The organism is Fictibacillus barbaricus (genome assembly GCF_031457135.1).
Classification (GTDB): Bacteria; Bacillota; Bacilli; order Bacillales; family Fictibacillaceae; genus Fictibacillus; species Fictibacillus barbaricus_A.
On sequence record NZ_JAVDWA010000007.1, the window covers coordinates 86743 to 103043 of the forward strand.

A 16301-nucleotide genomic window follows, 5' to 3' on the forward strand; every position below is an offset into this window, starting at 1 on the left:
AAAAGGAAGGAGTTTGGCATTTGTCGATTTATTTTATAGATCGGTTTACCTTTATTAATGAATAATCGCAGTGCTGCCAGCTAATGATTCAGGTGTTTTACCTAAAGCTAGTTGGCTGAGTCTTGCATAGCCAGTATGCTGGAATTCATTAAATGTATTTCGTAGTGCCTCAATATCTTTATCGTCAGTTAATTTATGAATTTCTTTTTTATAAAGACGAAGAACGGATCGATAGATAAATTGAGGGTGTGAGTTGCCGGGATCTTCATTCATGATCAAGCTTCCCATGTATTGATAAGTTAATTGCATCGCACGTGTAAGGTTGATAACGTCTAATAATTTTTCGAATAGTTCAGGGTAAGATTGTTCTAGTTTTTTCATAGCGTTTTGTGCTTCTTTTAATTCGCTCTGGCTGCATAAAGTGATCACGCAAATACCTCCTCTTTCATATCCCAAGGTTTTTTAAGTGAAATAACTTCAGCTAATTCCTTGCTTTTCTTTCTTCTAGACTTACGTACTTCTGCTCTTTCTTTTGCCGTTTCAAATAAGAATTTTTCCTCTTCTGTTTCAGGAATAACTTGCGGGACTTCAACTGGCTTTTTGTCTTCGCCAAGGGCAACGAATGTTAAAAATGCTGTTGCTGCTATTCTCCTTTCACCGGTCATCATATCTTCAGCAATAACCTTGCAGAAGATTTCCATTGAACTCTTACCTGTATAAGATACGAAGGATTCAATGCAAACAGAGTCAGTTTGGTGGATCGGATGCAAAAAGTCGATTGAGTCTGTAGATGCTGTTACACATTCTTTAACTCTTGCGTGTCTTCTGGCAGATAACGTTGCGTTGTTATCGAGCTTTCTCATCAAAACTCCGCCAAATAGTGTATTGTAATTATTTAAATCCAGGGACATCACCTGGTCAGTATTGATAATACGGCTTTCTCTAGCTAGTTTCGTTTCCATAGTATCTCTCCTTTCAAGATGTGGAATCGAAATATTGATAATGGATGCTTGGCTGATTTTTACATATGCATCTCATTTACATTGCAAGTTTACGCCCAGTCAAACATGAAGTAAAATTGCGATTTTTCATTAAGAACATAGCTTTCATCTATGTAAATGCTTACACCACCATGGAATATGGGGACAGACCCCCAACAATTTATTTCCTTTTTTGTTTTTTAGGATTTGTTTAGGTGAGTTTTCTCCATTTAACTATGCTAAATTTCGCTATCTTGCTTTCTAATTTTCGATTACGTACTATTTCCCGGTTTGAGCTGACACTCAATGACCCCGAATGCCAAACAAACCCCAGAAATGGCAGTATAGAATACTGCCATTTCTGGAGTTTTAATAAAAGGGTTTTAATAAAATAATATTTTTTTTAAAGCTGCTCTTTCGTAAAACGAAGCCATTCTTTTGCGGCATAAGACAAGTACTGATCTTTGTTCCAGATAATCGCCAGATTCCAGCTGATTGAAGGATTAACGACTTTAATCGTTCTTACTTTTTGAGTGAGGTGACGACAGATGCTTTCGGGTAAGAGGGATACCCCAAGTTTACATGCAACCATTTCCTCAATGAACGACCATTGCGAGCTTTCTGAAATGATATGCGGATTAAAGCCTGCTTGGTTACAGGAAGAAATAATCCGGTCATGCAGAGCAAAGTCTTTATTAAAGATGATAAAGGATTCCTCACTTAGCTGAGATAAATTCACTTCTTCCTGATCGGCCAGTTTGTGGTCAGGATGAATAATCAGCCTGAAATCTTCTTCCATAAATGAAAAATACTCAAAGACTTTGTTGTTTGTAGGGAGAACAACAACACCGATATCAAGCTGGTGGTTTTCAACGTCTTCTTCAATTTTTTTCGATCCGCTTTCCATTAATTCAAAGCTGATCGCCGGATATTTTTCATGAAAACTTCCGACTAGTTTGGGAAAAAGAGTCGGGTCAAAGATTGGTGGCAGACCGATTCGGATATGCCCTTTTTTTAGTTCAAGTAGATTATCCATTTCCGTTTCAATGTTATGAAAGGCTTTATCAACGAGTTTTGCCTGTTCATAAATGATTTTGCCTGCATCCGTTAATATTAATTTTTTTCGGGACCGATTAAAAAGGGTCAACCCGAGCTCATCCTCTAAGTTTTTGATCATTTTGCTTATCGTTGGCTGTGTGATGAAAAGCTGTTCTGCCGCACGGGTAAAGCTATTGTATTTGGCAACCTCGATAAAGTATTGCAATTGTTTAATGTCCATGTTTACACCTGCACTTAAGGATCTTGTTCATATTAGTATGTAGCTTATCAGAATTTCTTAGTTTATACGAATTCAAAAAAAATCAGCCTTTATTTTCAGGCTGATTAATTATCTAGTTATTGAGGCTTCGAACATAGCCACCAGTCGGTTTTGCTGATGGCTGCGTCTGATCCATATTTACCTTTGCTGACCCAGTTTTTTGCTCTTTACTAACAGCTGCGATTCACCGGTTTTCTCCCATTTTTCTACCGTTTTGATGGCTTCTTCTGGCGTGTAGCCATCGCCAACTAATACACCGGCTAAAATATATTCCTGGAACAGGTGTGTCAGATTGATTCCTTCATTTACTTCTTTTAGTGCCTCTTGAACAAGAGGTTCAATATACATCACAAGCTGATCAGGACCGCTCATTGTCTGTGTTTCAGTTTCAGTAACCCTTGTATTTTGGTTGATCGTGATCAAATAGTTATATTTAGCGCTGTGCTTGATTTCATCGGTAATAATGTTAAACAGAATGTCACGGTAATACTCATTCGGAAGACCTTGCCTAATCACACGGTATTTCTCAACTGCTTTAAGTTCGCCGAAAAGTGCTTTTACTAATCCTTCTTTATATGTCTTCGGCTTTTCAAATTGAACATCTGTTGGAACTTGGATATCTTGGCCGGTTATGTCTTTATAAATTTGCCTGAACATCCGGTTATGCCCAATTTCATCATCACGGATCGAAGCGATAATCTGTTTTTGTTCTTTTGTAGGCGCCTCTTTTATTAAGTAGGTATAAAACAAACGATCTTCCATTTCACCTTCTACCGCTTCTTTGATTAAAGCCAGTGACCGCTGAAGAGCTTGCTGCTGATACATTTGCATACTACTTTGCTGCTGTTGATGTGGCTGTTGTTGTGAACCCATACCTGGATAGCTCATTTTTTTACCTCCAAAAAAATAATGTCGCAATAGTCTATGCAAAAGCCTATTAATTGTTCTTTTTTCCGTTGTATTTGCAACTTAGGAACTTCTTTATGCAGGTGAGTTAAAAGCGGATTTACGGGCAGAGTATGCTGTCATATACTGGGGACACAAGCTAATTAAGTCCTTGAAAGGAAGGGGACGCGAGATGAAGTTAACCATTATCGAAGAGCAAGATTCAGATGAAATGGAGATCATCGTTAAGTGCAAAGAGATGAATGAAGAAGTCATAAAGGTACTGACATCAATACGGTCACTTGAGAAAAAGGTATTAGGGACGTTAGATGGGAAAATCTTTTTATTGTTGCCAGATGATATTTATTACTTTGAATCGGTTGATAAAAAGAACTTTGCTTATACAAAGCAAAATGTATATGAGATTTCGATGAGGCTTTATCAAATCGAAGAGATGTTTGGTGACGGAACTTATTTCAGAGCTACAAAAGCAACCATACTAAATTTGGATAAAATTAAAACGATCACACCCCGGCTAGGGGGCAAAGTAGAAGTCACACTGGAGAATGGTGAAAACATGATGGTGTCCCGTCAGTATGTGCCTGTTTTAAAAGAAAAACTAGGATTTTAGGGAGGAAAAGACATGTGGAATAAAATAACGGAATCCATTCTTGTTTTTAAAACAATGGCTGGGCTGTTTTTCTCAGCTGCCATTATTATTTACGTGATTGTCGGTTATATGATGGGAGCTAGCGATATTTCGTTTGAGATCATCGTACAATTTCTGTTCTTAAGCTTTTTTATAACTTGCTTGAACTACTTGTTTTGGAATGAAGATCGAAAGCTAAAAATGTCTGCAGTAAGTAAAGTGCTTTTGCAATATGTACTGCTAGGAGCTGTCTTGTTCGGGATGTCCCAACTGTTTGACTGGTTCAAATTCGGCAGTAAAATGTTTTACCAAATGCTGATTCTGTATCATATCATTTTCGCAGGAGGAATCTTTGGATTTTCGATTTATTTTAAAGTGTTGGGGATGAAATTCAATAAAAAAATGCTGCACTATCGGGAGCAAAATCAAGCCGAATAAACTAATAAAAGTAAAGAGGATGGCTCAGAAATGACCATCCTCTTTTTTTATGCGCCTTTTCGTACTAGTTCTAATTTCTTCTTTTTGTCTTTAAACAAGTAATTCTTCACCGAATTTGTAGATGCTTTCGCCTTTTTTACGAAAAGCGGGTTCAAGACGACAATGCTTGAAAAGTTTGCCATCAGTCCCCAGAATCCTTCATAAATTCCTAGAGAAGTGCCTGTCGCATATACGGTAAACGTTACGGCTAGTCCGACTAACAAACCGATGATGGTCGCTTCTCTTGATTGATTTTTCCAAAACAGGCTGATCACGATCGCCGGGAAGATCTGGACCATTCCGGAAACGCCTAAAAGCTGGAGTGATACGAGTGCCTGCGGGAATACGAGTCCGAAAAGAAGGGCGAGTCCGATAACGACGAATACCATGCCGCGTGTGATCATCGTCAGTTTAGCACCTTTTACTTTCGGATTGATTAGATCACGGTAAATGTTATTTGCAAATAAGTTAGATGCCCCGATTGCCATGATAGAACACGGAATGAGTGAAGCAAGCGCGATTGTTGAATACGCGAGCCCTTGGGCTACTCCTCCATAAGATGTCTGGATCAATGACAACAATGCGAAACGGGGGTCTGTCCCCTTCGGCAGTACGAGAAATGCGATAAAGCCAAGAAAGACAACAAGAATCAATACGATATTATAAAGCGGTAAAAACATGGCGTTTTTCCGGATAGCGTCCGCACTTTTAGCGGTGAAAACCCCTGTAGCCGCATGCGCCCACATGAATAGAGCAAGGGCAGAAACAAATGATGCTGTGATGAACCAAGGAATGCCTTTAGGACCAGCATTGGGAATTGTTAAAAGCTGTGGTGCTTCATTTACAATTTTGTCCACCATCGGATTCCAGCCGCCGAAATGCATGATTGGCAGTGATACAACCATAAATAGCATGATTGCCCACACAAGAATATCCTTAATGATCGCTGTATATGTCGGTCCTTTTATACCGCTGAAAAATGTATAAAGAGCAACGAGAACAAACGAAGTGATGACGACCACTTTTACATTAATAAAGCCTGTCCCTGCCACTTGCAGCGTGTCTTGAATTCCGCTGAGCTGCAGACAAATGTAAGGAATTAGCATGAGTACGCCAACGATGGCGATAAGCGATGATAGCAGCTTGCTGTCAAAACGTTCTCGCGCGTAGTCTGCCAAAGTCGTCAATTTATGATGATTGGCCACTTTCCAAAGTTTTGGAAGGAAAAAGTAGGAGATAAAGTAAGCCAGTACGGAATAGGGAATCGCGAAGAAAGCGAGACTACCTGCAGTATATGCCGTGGAGGTTAACCCAAGGAATGTATAGGCTGTATAAAGATCTGCCCCGACTAAAAACCACACAAGCAGACCGCCGAAACGTCTTCCACCAACGGACCATTCTTCAACAGAACTGCGGGTAGCTTTGTCCCTGCCTGCAAGAAATCCGATCAATACGACAGTTAAGATGATAAAAATAGTGATAGATAGTGCTGTAAGATTTCCCTGCTGCATTTATTCCAAGCCTCCTTGTGATTTCTGAAGTTGATAGATTCCTAATGTGCATAAAGGAGTTAACACAATCCATAAAAAGAGCCAGAACTGTAAAAACGGCAACCCGAGGATGATAGGATCAATCCGGTTTACGAAAGGTAAAACGACGAGCTGGGCTAAAAAAGGAAGAACGATTAATAAGATCATGGATAATTTTTTCATTGTGCTGCGCTCCTTCTGAGATGTTTTGGAAATAGAATGTTCATAATCATAACAGCTTTAAAAGACCGGGACAAGGGTAATTTAGTAAATTTTTAAAATATTTAATTTATTTTTGTGGTGAATTGGATAGAGAAGAAGTATCGGGTTCTTTCTGGAATGTTTTTCTAATGGCTGTTTTCGTTATTCATTGTTGCTTTTACAAGTAGTTGATTTCCGTTTCAGTTGCTCGCTTTCCGCAGGGCAGACGGTGAGCCACATTCGTACGTTTCACGTATAAGTGTCTCACCTGCCCGCCTGTCCTGCAGGAGTCTCACACCTTCTACTCCAATCAACTGTCAAAGAAGACAATAAAAAAACAACAATCTTTTAGAAAACAGCATTTTTAAAAGATTGTTGCTTATGGACCGTTACCCATGCATCTATCATTCGAAAAGGCTGTTTTCGCATACTTTGTTGGTCTTGTAAGTGATCGATTTTCGCTCCAGGATACTCGATTTCCGCGGGGTGTGCGGTGAACCTCCATGGCGTTTTGCACCTGCGGGGTCTCTCTAGCAATAATATGTATTGGTAGGATTAGCAGCTCTTTTTGTAGAATGTTTTCCATAGATCAACAAGAGAAGCAGCCTGAATTGTAAATTTAAATTCATCCAAGCGAATCGGAGTGATTAATTATGAAAATGACGGTGGCCACATGTCAGTTTCCTGTTTCATCTGACATTAAGCGTAATAAGGATTACATAGTGAAACAAATAAAAATGGCAAAGAAAAAAGGAGCAGATGTCGCTCACTTTCCAGAAGCGGCACTTTCGGGATATGCAGGAGTCGACATGCCTTCGCATGAAGGATTTGATTGGAATCTGCTAAAAAAATGTACGATTGAGATATTAAACTGTACCAGGGAATTGGGTATTTGGGTTGTTTTAGGTACGACTCATCAACTAACAGGCAGTCATAAACCGCACAACAGCTTGTACATCATTAACCCTAAAGGTGAACTCATCGATCGCTACGATAAAATGTTCTGTGCCGGAGATGAAACGGAACAAACAGGTGATCTTGCTCACTACACGTCAGGCGGTTATTTCAGTACGTTCGAAATAAACGGCATTGTTTGCGGAACTCAGATTTGTCATGATTACCGCTATCCAGAACTGTATCGAGAGTATAAGAAAAAAGGGGTACAAGTGATGTTTCACTCGTATCATGCTGCGAATGTCGGATCGGAACGATTGGAAGCGATGCAGGCAGCTTTTATGGATTACAAAAAATATAACTCAGGCATGACGATGACGTTTCCGGGCATTACGATGCCTGCTACTATGATCAGTTACGCAGCTAACAATTTCATGTGGATCAGTGCCAGCAATAGTTCCGCAAAAGAAAGCTGCTGGTCTAGCTTTTTCGTAAGAGCAGATGGGGTTACAACAGGCCGCCTGCGCCGAAATGCAGCGGGAGTCTTGATAACAGAAGTGGATACAGAGGAAGATCTCTATGATTCTACTGTTGCTTGGCGAGACCGTTCGATAAACGGAATTTATCATAGTGGAACAATCGTCAAGGATGAAAGGTCGGTTGATAGAAAGAGTTTCTAACCGGTTAGTCTAATCACAATTACTTTAAATCAGATCTTTGAAAAAGTTTTCTCTGTTTCATATAATCCATTGCCTTCGTTTTATTTCGTTGTTTAGACACATATGCAGCTGCGTATTTCACTTGATAATAGTGATTGAATTTTTCTTCTGAAAGAATGCCTTCAGCAATGGCTTTTTTAACGACGCAGTCAGTTTCGTTTGTATGAGTGCAGTCAGAAAACTTACAACCCGTAGATAAGTTTAATATATCTTCAAATCCGGTATCTGCGTTTTTTGCAGAACCCATTATTTCAAGTTTCTTTTTTGCTTTCATTTTCAACATCCTTCGATTACTTAATGTTTTATTATTCCATTATATAACAATTAACGAAATAAAATGGCTATCAAAAATAAAGACTTTTTGCGTAAACTTTGTTGCTTATGAAGGCTGTTAATTTTCCGCTGCTGGACTCGCTTTCCGCAGGGTGTGCGGTGAACCCAATCATCGCTTAGCGATATTGATTGGTCTCACCTGTCCCACTCATCCTGCAGGAGTCTCGTCTTTCGCTTCAATTAATTGCTCTAAGAAGAACAATCTAAAATATTAGCAACAAGCTTTTTGAAAGGCTCTTTTCTTTTTTAACTCCCTTGAAAGTTGATTGGAGTGTAAGGTGCGAGACTCCTGCGGGACAGGCGGGCAGGTGAGACACTTAAAAGTGAAACGTACGAATGTGGCTCACCGTCTGCCCCGCGGAAAGGGAGCAACCTGAAACGGAAATCAACCACTTCCAAGAGCAGCAAAGGTTACGAAAACAGCTAAAGTAAAAAAACAACCCACTTACACATATGTGCAGGCGGGTTGCTTTCTCTTTTTACCACAAATACGGTTTTACGACCATGAACCAAAGCATGACCATTAATAAAAGGATATAGATCCAAACCGCTTTGTTTAATTTTTTTGCGAGTGCTTCTTTATCGTGGCCTTCTTCATTAAATTTTCTTAGTGTCGGTGAAAAGGCGCGCGCTAAAAATAACAGCGAGCAGAACAGGATAACGAGGGTTGTTAAAAGCCATGGCGTACCCCAAGTCCACGGTCCTGTAAGAACCATCAGGATTCCTGAAACCACTAGCACATGTCCTGAATGCTTTGCCAGTCTCACAATAAAACGAAATGTCCCGAGATGGGCGTTCATTTCTGTTTCACCAGCAGTCCGCAGTCTTTTTACAATCGGAAACAAAATAAAAAAAGGACCGATTGAAACGATAACACTAAGGATATGTATGTAAAGAAGGATTCTGTATAGAAAGTCCATTCTTATTCCTACCCTTATTTAACAGGGCTGAATTCGTGAACCCAAACTTTCATGTGCGGAAGCCAAGGCATACCTGGGTGGTAAGATAAAATTGCCTCTTTATAAGCCTCTACAGATTCAAAGCCCTCTTGTTTTGCATGTTCATCTGTCAGTTCACCTAATGATTGTTCATACACATTTTCAACGACAAATTTATGGCCGTTTAATTCCATGATCTCACCAACATCTGCATATCTGCCGTTACGGCGAGTAGCAGTCTTTTTGCCTGCGATTACTAATTCAACGTCAGAAGGCATTGTAACAAGTCTTTCTACGGAACACGTTTTTGGCGGTAATGTATGGTTTGTTTCGTTATTCGTCATTTTAGTGGCCTCCCAAATTTTTAATTCCTATCTAATGTATCATATTTTACTAAATAAGTGTTTTTGCTATTGTAGTGATGGTACCCTTATAATCAAGAGAGTAGATTACCGGAGGAGGACAAACAAGTTTTGATACAAAGAGCAAAAGAGATGCTGCAGCTGCATTACGGTTACTCGTCATTCCGGGTGGGGCAAGAGCAGGCGATACAGTCGGTATTGAATGGAGAAGACACACTTTGTGTCATGCCGACAGGCGGAGGAAAATCGATTTGCTACCAAATTCCGGCGCTTGTATTTGAGGGGACGACAATCGTTATTTCTCCCTTGATTTCTTTAATGAAAGATCAAGTAGATACATTACTTCAATTAGGCATTTCCGCTGCTTTTATCAACAGTTCACTCACTGGACTAGAAACGAGAGAACGCATTGAGAAGGCGAAAAGCGGAGAATATAAGCTTTTATATATTGCACCAGAAAGACTAGAGTCCTACGACTTTATGGAGCATTTAAAAGAATTGGATATTCCTTTGATTGCAGTGGATGAAGCCCACTGTATTTCACAATGGGGACATGATTTCCGTCCAAGCTATCAGCGTATTCAGAGAATGATAGGAACCATGCCGAAACGGCCGACTGTTCTTGCGTTAACAGCCACAGCGACACCAAAAGTTCGCCAGGATATTTGCTGGTCGCTGGATATCGACGAAAATAATACAGTACTCACAGGTTTTGAACGGGAAAACCTATCATTTTCGGTGATTAAAGGACAAGACAGACTCGGATTTTTGAAAGATTTTATTAAAAAGAATGAAAAAGAAGCAGGGATCATCTATGCGGCTACACGAAAAACGGTGGATCAGCTGTACGATCATCTGAAAAAGAGCGGGATCAACGTCTCGCGCTATCATGCAGGTATGAACGATGTTGAACGGATGGAGCAGCAGGAGGCGTTTTTACAAGACCAGTCAAGTGTGATGGTGGCTACATCTGCTTTTGGTATGGGAATCGATAAATCGAACATTCGGTATGTCATTCATTATCAGCTTCCGAAAAACATGGAAAGCTATTATCAAGAAGCAGGACGTGCCGGTCGTGATGGCCTTCCGAGTGAATGTATTCTGCTGTACTCGTCACAGGACGTACAAGTGCAGCGGTTCTTGATTGATCAATCGAGTGAACCTGATCGCATGCCGCAGGAACTTGAAAAGCTGCAGCTCATGGTGGATTACTGTCATACCGAAAGCTGTCTGCAAACGTCTATTGTACGGTATTTCAGCAATGTGGAAACACCGCCATGCGGACGCTGCGGAAACTGTACGGATTCACGCGAAAGCATCGATGTGACAAGAGAAGCCCAAATCGTACTGTCATGTATCGTGAGAATGGGTCAGAAGCGATTCGGGAAAACCATCATCGCCCAAGTGCTGACAGGTTCTAAGAGTAAAAAAGTACTCGAGCTAAGCCTTGATAAACTTCCGACTTATGGTCTTATGAAAGAAAAAGGAATAAAAGAAGTAACAGATTTTATCGAATTTTTTATTTCACAAGAACTGATCGCTGTAGAACACGGCACCTTTCCGACCCTTTATATAAAAGAAAAAGGGAAAGACGTTCTTTTAGGAAAAGAAATTGTAAAGCGGAAAGAAGCGGTACAGACGAAGCAAGTTGCGGTTGATGACCCATTGTTCGAAGAGCTTCGTAAAGTTCGTAAAGAAATTGCGGAAAGAGAGAACGTTCCGCCATTCGTTATTTTTGCAGATACGGCATTAAAAGATATGTGTGTGAAACAGCCGCATTCAAAAGAAGAGTTTTTAACCGTTACCGGAGTGGGGCAAAATAAACTGGAAAAGTACGGTGAACAGTTTATTGAAGCCATCACAGAATATCTGGTTCAAAATCCAGAGCGGAGAGAAGCAGCCGTAAAGGGGACAGACCCCATCACGAAACCGAAGAAAACAACGCCAAACTCGCATCTTGAAACGTATACGTTTTATAAAGAAGAGATGAGTGTAGCGGAAATTGCAGAGCATCGCGATCTCGCAGTAAGTACAGTGGAGAGCCATCTCATTCAATGCATGCAAGAAGGAATGGACGTTCATATGGAAGATCTCATTCCAGATGAGTATGTGTCAGAGATTGAAAATGCCATCGAACAAGCGGGCGGCGAAAAATTAAAGCCGATCAAAGAACTGCTTCCTGATGAAGTGAGCTATTTTATGATCAAAGTGTTTTTACTACAAAATGAGAATGAGAAACGGGTGACATGATGAAAAAAAGCATACGGTTAAAAGTGAAATCTTCATATGTGAAGGGTCTTAAATCTGGCTTTCCATTGATTACAGAGGATACAGTTCAAAATCTACACCATGTAAAAGAAGAAGGAACAATTATTGAGCTTTTTGATGAGAGAAATGATTTTCTCGGAAAAGGCTATTACGGGAAACAAAATAAAGGGCGCGGATGGGTGCTGACTAATAATGCTCAAGAACTCATCGACCAAAGCTTTTTTGAAAAGAAGCTGAAGAAAGCGATCGATTTTCGCGAGTCTTTTTATAACGATTATGAAACAACGGCTTTCCGTATTTTTAATGGTGAAGGAGACGGAATCGGCGGTCTGACGATTGATCATTATAACGGCTATTACGTAATTACTTGGTACAGTGAAGGAATCTATGCGTTTAAAGATGAAATCGTTACATCATTAAAGCAGCTCGTGAAAGTAAAAGGCTTATACGAAAAGAAACGGTTTGCTGTAAAAGGAAAATACATCGAGGACAATGATTTTGTAGAAGGTGAAGAAGCACCTAGCCCGTTAATCGTTAGAGAAAATGGCATTCATTTTGCTGTTTATTTAAACGATGGCGCAATGGTTGGTGTATTCCTGGATCAGCGCGACGTTCGAAAAACAATACGAGATCAATATGCAAGCGGTAAAACGGTACTTAACACATTTTCGTACACTGGCGCATTTTCAGTAGCCGCTGCTCTAGGCGGTGCAGCTAAAACGACAAGTGTAGACCTTGCAAACAGAAGCCGCAGCAAAACACAAGAGCAGTTCAGCGTGAACGGCCTTGTGTACGAAGATCATGACATCATCGTAGAAGATGTGTTCAACTACTTCAAATATGCGGTAAGAAAACAGCTGTCGTTTGATCTTGTTATTCTCGACCCGCCAAGCTTTGCCCGTTCCAAAAAGCATACGTTCAGTGCTGGGAAGGACTATCCCGAGTTATTAGCACAAGCCATCCAGATTACAGAGGACAATGGTGTGATCGTAGCATCGTCCAACTGCAGTACGTTTGGTATGAGGAAGTTTAAAGAGTTCATCAATCAAGCTTTTGAAGAAACAGGCTTCAACTATAAAATTTTAGAAGAATTCAAGCTGCCTTCAGATTTTAAAACACATCGAGAGTTCAAAGAAGGAAACTACCTGAAAGTAGTGTTCATTCAAAAGATAAAGTAGAAAGCGGGGGATCTTGTTATGGGAAAAAATCACCGCATTTTAATCATGACCTCCGTTTCCGCCGAGCGTGAAGCGATTTTAAGAGGAATTGGTGAGACCGATAGATACGATGTAGAGCTAGCAGGGGTAGGTCCGGTTTCTGCCGGCATTCAAACGGTTAAGGCATTGTCTGCCGGGGAGTATGATCTCGTCATCAATATGGGGATTGCCGGCGGATTCGCCGGAAAAGCCGATCCGGGTTCACTCGTGATTGCAGATGAAATCGTTTCTGCTGATCTTGGTGCTGAATCTCCAGAAGGGTTTATACCGCTTGACGAGCTTGGATTCGGCGCCTCGACACGTGTTAAAGTCGACGAGCAGCTGGTAGCCAGTCTGTCTGAAGCATTGAACGAAGCTAGGATACCGGTTCAATCAGGTGCAATTCTAACACTATCGACAGTAACAGGTACGGCTGATACGACAACTGACTTAATGTCACGCGAACCACGGGCGGTTGCTGAAGCGATGGAAGGGTATGGAGTCGCGAAGGCTGCTGAAGAGTTTGGAGTTCCAGTTTTGGAAATCCGTTCGATTTCAAACCATATTGGTCCCCGGGATCGTTCTGCTTGGCGGATGAAAGAAGCATTCGGTACACTAGAAGCAGCTAGTAGAGTAATAGTGGAGGTACTGTAATGAATAAATTAAATATTGCTTTTTCACCATGTCCCAATGATACATTCGTTTTTCACGCGCTCGTTCACGGCTTAGTGCCTAGTGCACCGGAATTTAACGTAACATACGCTGATATTGATATTACGAACGGCTTAGCTGCGCGATCTGATGAGCTCGATGTGGTGAAAATCTCATACGCAGCCCTTCCTTGGGTATTGGATAAATACGCACTCATTCATTGTGGCGGAGCTTTAGGACGCGGATGCGGGCCACTTGTTTTGGTGAATGAGCCAGGTGAAGTTACGCCGGGCATGCTATCAGGTAAAAAGGTAGCCGTTCCAAGTGAACGTTCTACCGCTTATCTATTATTCCGATTATGGGCAGCACAAAATGTTCCCGGAGGCGTCGGCGAAATCGTTGTGATGCCGTTTGATCAAATTATGCCTGCCGTAAAAGAAGGGCGAATTGATGCTGGTCTTGTTATTCATGAGGCTCGTTTTACTTATCAAAATTACGGGCTAAATCTATTAGCCGACATGGGGAACTGGTGGGAAGAAGACACCGGTCTTCCGATTCCGCTTGGTGCTATTATCGCCCGCCAATCACTAGATTTGGAGTCGATCAGCAAGTGGATCAAAGAATCAGTTGAATACGCATGGGAACATCCTGAAGCTTCGCAGAAATATGTCATGCAGCATGCAAGTGAACTGTCACCAGATGTGGCCCAGTCTCACATCAATCTGTATGTGAACGATTTTACCGCTGATCTTGGTCAGAGCGGCTTTGAAGCAGTTACGACTTTATTGAATCGTGCCGCAGATGAAGGTATTATTCCGAAGAAAGACTACGCGGAATTGCTAAAATAATAGGATATAGATAAAAACTGGTTCAGTTGAGCCAGTTTTTTTGTATTCAACACATGAAATGAAATCAGAGCCGAAAATTATTTCTATCATTTAATTAACCTATTTAATTAACGAGCATATCCTATATCAAGCAGGGAAATCTGTAAAAGGGAGGCGCAATATGTCTAATGCAAACGTATTAACATTAATTGGTGCTTTATTAGCGGGTTATTTTCTACTTGGGTTGCCTGTAGCTGGAACATTTTTAGCGGCATTCGGTCCAGCACTTAAGATCATCGCTATCCTGACAGTCCTTATATTTGCAGTCGTTTTAATATATAAAGGATTTCTCGAGATATTAGGAAAACGTTAGTCTTACTAAAATTAAAAAAAGAGCTCGCTGAACGTTCAGCGGGCTCTTCTTATTTACCCAGCAGTTCACTAAGCTCTGCTGTCATTTGCTCCACAAGCTCAGGTCTTCCATGAAACTGAGCGGGAGTATTTTGAAAAAGCTTAATCCGCCACTCGCCATCAGATTTAACAGCGATCAACGTTTGATGCGTGTTCAATTCAGGAACTAGCTCTGTTTTCCCTTCAGGCATCATACCAGCAATCGCACGCAGTAACGCGGCATCCTCGCTAAGAAAAGATATGCTTTTCACCTTGCCGAAATAAGGAGGGGTAGGGTGATTTTCAAAAATAGGATGCAGATGTGAATAAACATCTTCTCGTCCATTCACCTGACTACCGTCAAACCCAATCATCTCGCCATCTGCTATAAAATAATCAGCCATACCCCGTGCACTGCGATCATTCCACGCATCCAAAAAGTTTAAATAGAGATCTTGTACCTTTTTTTCTGTTGAAGACTCCATACGCTATTCCTCCTACTGTACGGTTTTTGATAAATTTAGCATAACAAAAAAAGCCGTCATTTAGCGATGACGACTTTGCCTCAAAGTTAATTATTTTTGTCTTGCAACTGCCAGCTTTTCAATCTCTTGATCCAGCTGTTTTTGTATCTCAGCGATTTTATTAAAATCCATCGCACCGATATAGTAGTTCTCAAGATCATCATGCTTACGTTTCGCTTCTGCTAAAAAGCTGATGGCTTCTTTCATTTTATCTGCGTAACGTCCGCTGATTTCTTTTAATTCTGCAGCATGTTTTTCGTCGGTTCCAGGTGTGATCGTTTTTGCGTACATATCGATGATTGAATCGCCAGCACGCTCAGGAAAATATTCATGTGGTGCTGTACTATCAAAGATCGCAAAACTTAGTTCTCTGACGATAATCATGTCTAAGCTGTTTGGATCAAAGCCGCAATGATAAACTTCAACATCATAACCAGATTTCTCCGCTTCAGATGCGAGCTTTTTCAATAAAGTCGACTTTCCTGAACCTGGCCGTCCTTTAATGAAAAAACGTTCCTTCAAGCCTTCCGTTAAATTAGGTACATGATCAACTGCGCCTTGAGGTGTTGCAGCCCCTAAAAAACGATGAAAAACATTCGCCTGCCGATTTATTTTCTTCGCAAAAAATGTTTCGATCAATTCATCTGTCAGTTCATCGGCTTTGCTGTAATCCATATTTTCGATATATATCTTTTCCCATTCGTCGTGGACGAGAAGTGCCTCATGAAAAATAGAGTAAGCCGTTGCAAAATCTCCGGAAATCGAATCGGACAGCTTTATAATTTCATCTTTTGTTTCCGCAAGCTGTACGGAATTCCATGCGGCACCAAGGTTCACATATTCTTCAAGAGCCCCTGGAGCTTTTGGTTCAATAACGTGCGGGGAAGTTCCGTCAACAATCCCAACTTTCAGGGCACGTAAAATTACACCATCGATCGAGCCGTTGTCTGACGCACAGTGAATGTATTCCACATCGTAACCGATATCGTTCCACTTTTTCCCGATTGCCTTCATTAATGTGGACTTGCCTGTTCCTGGTCCGCCTTTTAAAATAAACAATCGTTCAAGTCCGCTTAGATTGGATTCAAATAAATTATGAAATCCTCGAGCTGTATTGCCGCCAGCATAATAATTTAAAATTTTTCCTGCCAAATTAAAAA

The 16301-nt window shown here is 40.9% G+C and carries 19 protein-coding genes; 8 read left to right on the forward strand and 11 right to left on the reverse strand.

Going from position 1 to position 16301, the window contains the following annotated elements:
- Positions 1-54: 54 nt before the first annotated feature.
- The 4 genes from J2X07_RS16520 to J2X07_RS16535 form a co-directional block, all read right to left on the reverse strand.
- Complete coding sequence (locus tag J2X07_RS16520; protein ID WP_310261205.1) at positions 55-429, reverse strand: hypothetical protein; 375 nt, start codon at positions 427-429, stop codon at positions 55-57.
- The gene (locus tag J2X07_RS16525) at positions 426-962 is read right to left on the reverse strand and encodes an acyl-CoA thioesterase (RefSeq protein ID WP_310261206.1); all 537 of its coding nucleotides are present in this window, start codon (positions 960-962) and stop codon (positions 426-428) included. Before J2X07_RS16525 ends, J2X07_RS16520 begins: the two co-directional genes overlap by 4 nt.
- Positions 963-1383: 421 nt before the next feature.
- Positions 1384-2259, reverse strand: coding sequence for a cidABC operon transcriptional activator CidR (gene cidR, locus J2X07_RS16530; protein ID WP_310261209.1), 876 nt, complete (start codon positions 2257-2259; stop codon positions 1384-1386).
- A 177-nt stretch (positions 2260-2436) separates the two neighbouring features.
- Positions 2437-3186: a ferritin-like domain-containing protein gene (locus J2X07_RS16535; RefSeq protein WP_310261211.1), complete on the reverse strand. Its 750-nt coding sequence runs from the start codon at positions 3184-3186 to the stop codon at positions 2437-2439.
- Between the two features lie 190 nt (positions 3187-3376).
- Between J2X07_RS16535 and J2X07_RS16540 the strand changes: the two genes are divergently transcribed.
- Positions 3377-3814 carry a LytTR family DNA-binding domain-containing protein gene (locus tag J2X07_RS16540; RefSeq protein WP_310261214.1) on the forward strand — a complete coding sequence of 146 codons (438 nt, stop codon included), beginning with the start codon at positions 3377-3379 and terminating at the stop codon, positions 3812-3814.
- Between the two features lie 12 nt (positions 3815-3826).
- On the forward strand, positions 3827-4270 hold the full coding sequence (locus J2X07_RS16545) for a hypothetical protein (RefSeq protein WP_310261217.1): 444 nt from the start codon (positions 3827-3829) through the stop codon (positions 4268-4270).
- Between the two features lie 47 nt (positions 4271-4317).
- Here the strand turns inward: J2X07_RS16545 and J2X07_RS16550 are convergent, their stop codons facing one another.
- Positions 4318-5820 (reverse strand): sodium:solute symporter family protein, encoded by a 1503-nt coding sequence (locus J2X07_RS16550; RefSeq protein ID WP_310261220.1) that lies wholly within the window; start codon positions 5818-5820, stop codon positions 4318-4320.
- Entirely contained in the window at positions 5821-6021 is a 201-nt protein-coding gene (locus J2X07_RS16555) for a DUF3311 domain-containing protein (RefSeq protein ID WP_310261223.1), read from the reverse strand.
- Between the two features lie 671 nt (positions 6022-6692).
- On the opposite strand from J2X07_RS16555, the gene J2X07_RS16560 reads away from it, so the two are divergent.
- Entirely contained in the window at positions 6693-7613 is a 921-nt protein-coding gene (locus J2X07_RS16560) for a carbon-nitrogen hydrolase family protein (RefSeq protein WP_310261225.1), read from the forward strand.
- 19 nt (positions 7614-7632) lie between these two features.
- Here the strand turns inward: J2X07_RS16560 and J2X07_RS16565 are convergent, their stop codons facing one another.
- From J2X07_RS16565 to J2X07_RS16575, 3 genes are all read right to left on the reverse strand, one after another.
- On the reverse strand, positions 7633-7926 hold the full coding sequence (locus tag J2X07_RS16565) for a hypothetical protein (RefSeq protein WP_310261228.1): 294 nt from the start codon (positions 7924-7926) through the stop codon (positions 7633-7635).
- Positions 7927-8464: 538 nt separating this feature from the next.
- The gene (locus J2X07_RS16570) at positions 8465-8905 is read right to left on the reverse strand and encodes a hypothetical protein (protein WP_310261231.1); all 441 of its coding nucleotides are present in this window, start codon (positions 8903-8905) and stop codon (positions 8465-8467) included.
- A gap of 14 nt (positions 8906-8919) precedes the next feature.
- Positions 8920-9267, reverse strand: a complete 348-nt coding sequence (locus tag J2X07_RS16575; protein WP_310261234.1) for an ASCH domain-containing protein — start codon at positions 9265-9267, stop codon at positions 8920-8922.
- Between the two features lie 129 nt (positions 9268-9396).
- Between J2X07_RS16575 and recQ the strand changes: the two genes are divergently transcribed.
- From recQ to J2X07_RS16600, 5 genes are all read left to right on the forward strand, one after another.
- Complete coding sequence (gene recQ / locus J2X07_RS16580) at positions 9397-11535, forward strand: DNA helicase RecQ (RefSeq protein WP_310261237.1); 2139 nt, start codon at positions 9397-9399, stop codon at positions 11533-11535.
- Entirely contained in the window at positions 11535-12731 is a 1197-nt protein-coding gene (locus J2X07_RS16585) for a class I SAM-dependent rRNA methyltransferase (protein WP_310261410.1), read from the forward strand. The genes recQ and J2X07_RS16585 overlap by 1 nt, the downstream gene beginning before the upstream one ends.
- Positions 12732-12749: 18 nt before the next feature.
- Positions 12750-13403, forward strand: a complete 654-nt coding sequence (locus J2X07_RS16590; RefSeq protein WP_310261239.1) for a futalosine hydrolase — start codon at positions 12750-12752, stop codon at positions 13401-13403.
- Positions 13403-14248, forward strand: coding sequence for a 1,4-dihydroxy-6-naphthoate synthase (locus J2X07_RS16595; protein WP_310261242.1), 846 nt, complete (start codon positions 13403-13405; stop codon positions 14246-14248). The genes J2X07_RS16590 and J2X07_RS16595 overlap by 1 nt, the downstream gene beginning before the upstream one ends.
- 160 nt (positions 14249-14408) lie before the next feature.
- Positions 14409-14600 carry a hypothetical protein gene (locus tag J2X07_RS16600; protein WP_310261244.1) on the forward strand — a complete coding sequence of 64 codons (192 nt, stop codon included), beginning with the start codon at positions 14409-14411 and terminating at the stop codon, positions 14598-14600.
- A 49-nt stretch (positions 14601-14649) separates the two neighbouring features.
- On the opposite strand, the gene J2X07_RS16605 is transcribed toward J2X07_RS16600, so the two are convergent.
- Together J2X07_RS16605 and J2X07_RS16610 are read right to left on the reverse strand one after the other, a co-directional pair.
- Positions 14650-15102, reverse strand: a complete 453-nt coding sequence (locus J2X07_RS16605; RefSeq protein ID WP_310261247.1) for an SgcJ/EcaC family oxidoreductase — start codon at positions 15100-15102, stop codon at positions 14650-14652.
- A gap of 90 nt (positions 15103-15192) precedes the next feature.
- On the reverse strand, positions 15193-16293 hold the full coding sequence (locus J2X07_RS16610; protein WP_310261250.1) for a PRK06851 family protein: 1101 nt from the start codon (positions 16291-16293) through the stop codon (positions 15193-15195).
- Positions 16294-16301 lie beyond the last annotated feature (8 nt).

Coding starts and splice junctions, on each gene's coding strand:
- J2X07_RS16525 (WP_310261206.1), bottom strand. CDS start 962: ATGGAAACGAAACTAGCTAGAGAAAGCCGTATTATCAATACTGACCAG.
- cidR (WP_310261209.1), bottom strand. CDS start 2,259: ATGGACATTAAACAATTGCAATACTTTATCGAGGTTGCCAAATACAAT.
- J2X07_RS16535 (WP_310261211.1), bottom strand. CDS start 3,186: ATGAGCTATCCAGGTATGGGTTCACAACAACAGCCACATCAACAGCAG.
- J2X07_RS16540 (WP_310261214.1), top strand. CDS start 3,377: ATGAAGTTAACCATTATCGAAGAGCAAGATTCAGATGAAATGGAGATC.
- J2X07_RS16545 (WP_310261217.1), top strand. CDS start 3,827: ATGTGGAATAAAATAACGGAATCCATTCTTGTTTTTAAAACAATGGCT.
- J2X07_RS16550 (WP_310261220.1), bottom strand. CDS start 5,820: ATGCAGCAGGGAAATCTTACAGCACTATCTATCACTATTTTTATCATC.
- J2X07_RS16555 (WP_310261223.1), bottom strand. CDS start 6,021: ATGAAAAAATTATCCATGATCTTATTAATCGTTCTTCCTTTTTTAGCC.
- J2X07_RS16560 (WP_310261225.1), top strand. CDS start 6,693: ATGAAAATGACGGTGGCCACATGTCAGTTTCCTGTTTCATCTGACATT.
- J2X07_RS16565 (WP_310261228.1), bottom strand. CDS start 7,926: ATGAAAGCAAAAAAGAAACTTGAAATAATGGGTTCTGCAAAAAACGCA.
- J2X07_RS16570 (WP_310261231.1), bottom strand. CDS start 8,905: ATGGACTTTCTATACAGAATCCTTCTTTACATACATATCCTTAGTGTT.
- J2X07_RS16575 (WP_310261234.1), bottom strand. CDS start 9,267: ATGACGAATAACGAAACAAACCATACATTACCGCCAAAAACGTGTTCC.
- J2X07_RS16585 (WP_310261410.1), top strand. CDS start 11,535: ATGAAAAAAAGCATACGGTTAAAAGTGAAATCTTCATATGTGAAGGGT.
- J2X07_RS16590 (WP_310261239.1), top strand. CDS start 12,750: ATGGGAAAAAATCACCGCATTTTAATCATGACCTCCGTTTCCGCCGAG.
- J2X07_RS16595 (WP_310261242.1), top strand. CDS start 13,403: ATGAATAAATTAAATATTGCTTTTTCACCATGTCCCAATGATACATTC.
- J2X07_RS16600 (WP_310261244.1), top strand. CDS start 14,409: ATGTCTAATGCAAACGTATTAACATTAATTGGTGCTTTATTAGCGGGT.
- J2X07_RS16605 (WP_310261247.1), bottom strand. CDS start 15,102: ATGGAGTCTTCAACAGAAAAAAAGGTACAAGATCTCTATTTAAACTTT.